Annotated in this window: 2 protein-coding genes; both read right to left on the reverse strand. The window is 67.6% G+C overall.

Going from position 1 to position 1366, the window contains the following annotated elements; all coding sequences use genetic code 11:
• A partial coding sequence (locus tag DKT68_RS00065) for an endo-1,4-beta-xylanase (RefSeq protein WP_407940673.1) occupies positions 1-966 on the reverse strand: 966 nt, incomplete at its 3' end.
• Positions 967-1076: 110 nt separating this feature from the next.
• Positions 1077-1366 (reverse strand): cellulose binding domain-containing protein (locus DKT68_RS00070; protein WP_201748835.1); only part of this gene is annotated, 290 nt, incomplete at its 5' end.

Genomic DNA, 1366 nt, shown 5'->3' on the forward strand with positions numbered 1-1366 from the left:
CGGCGGGGTGGTGGGCGGCGGGGTCGTCCCGTTGTTCAACGCGGCGAGGACCGCGTCGTACGCCGGCTTCTTGGCCCCGCCGCTGGTGAACAGCAACGGCGTCTGCGACGCGCGCCACGAGTCGCTGTCCCGGATACCCCACACCGTGATCCCGTTGCACCGGGCCACCGCCAGGCAATCCTCCACCACACTGCGATACGTCGCCGCCGACGCACCCTGGATATCCAACTCCGTGACCTGTACATCCACACCCAAGGCCGCGAAGCTCGACAACGTGGTGCGGTAGTTACTCACGTACGGAGAGTCGTTGTTGAAGTGCGACTGGAAACCCACACAGTCGATCGGCACACCGCGAAACTTGAAGTCCCGCACCATGTTGTACACAGCCTGGGTCTTCGCGTGCGTCCAGTTGTCCGTGTTGTAGTCGTTGTAACACAGCTTCGCGCCCGGATCGGCAGCGCGCGCGGCCCTGAACGCCGCCTCGATCCAGTCATCACCCGTCCGCTGCAGATTCGAGTCACGACGAGCACCCGAACTCCCGTCGGCGAACGCCTCGTTCACCACGTCCCACGCCACGACCTGACCCCGGAAGTGCGTCGCCACCTGGGTGACGTGGTTGAGCATCGCCTGCCGTAGCGCGGTGCCGCTCATGTTCTGCATCCAGCCTGGCTGCTGTGAGTGCCAGGCCAGGGTGTGACCACGCACCTGCATCCCGCGACTGCGCGCGTGGCTGACGATCTGGTCCGCCGCCCCGTAACTGAACTGGCCCTGCTGCGGCTCGGTGGCGTCGATCTTCATCTCGTTCTCGGGCGTCACCGAGTTGAACTCGCGGTTGAGGATCGTGGTGTAGGCGCTGTCGCTCAGCTTGTTCGCGGCCACCGCGGTGCCGAAGTACCGACCCTGCTCGGCCGCTGACGCGCCGAGCGTGGTGCCGGCGGTGGCGGGAGCCGCCAGGGTCATCGCCATGCCGGCGGCGAGGGCGCCCGTGCCGGTCAGGGCGAGGGCGGCTCTCGATGCCGCCCTCCACTTCGCGTTTCTCATCGTGCACTCCGTTTCTGCGTGGTGGTGTCGGGGAGTCAGGAGACCGAGCAGGCGACGCCGTTCAGGGCGAACGACGAGGGTCTGCCGGTGCCGCCCTCATGGGTGGCCTGGAAGCCGAAGTCGACCGAGGCGTTCGGGGCGATGGCGGCGTTGTAGGAGACGTTGCGGGCGGTCACCGCACCGCTGGCCGGCGAGACCTGCGCGTTCCAGCCGTTGGTGACGCGTTGGCCGGTCGGCAGCGTGAACGTCAGTGCCCACCCGTTCACCGCGGTGGCGCCGGTGTTGGTGATGGTGACGCTCGCGGTGAGACCGGTGGTCCAGGCGC

Origin of the sequence: Micromonospora acroterricola (assembly GCF_003172955.1) — a bacterium.
GTDB lineage: Bacteria > Actinomycetota > Actinomycetes > Mycobacteriales > Micromonosporaceae > Micromonospora > Micromonospora acroterricola.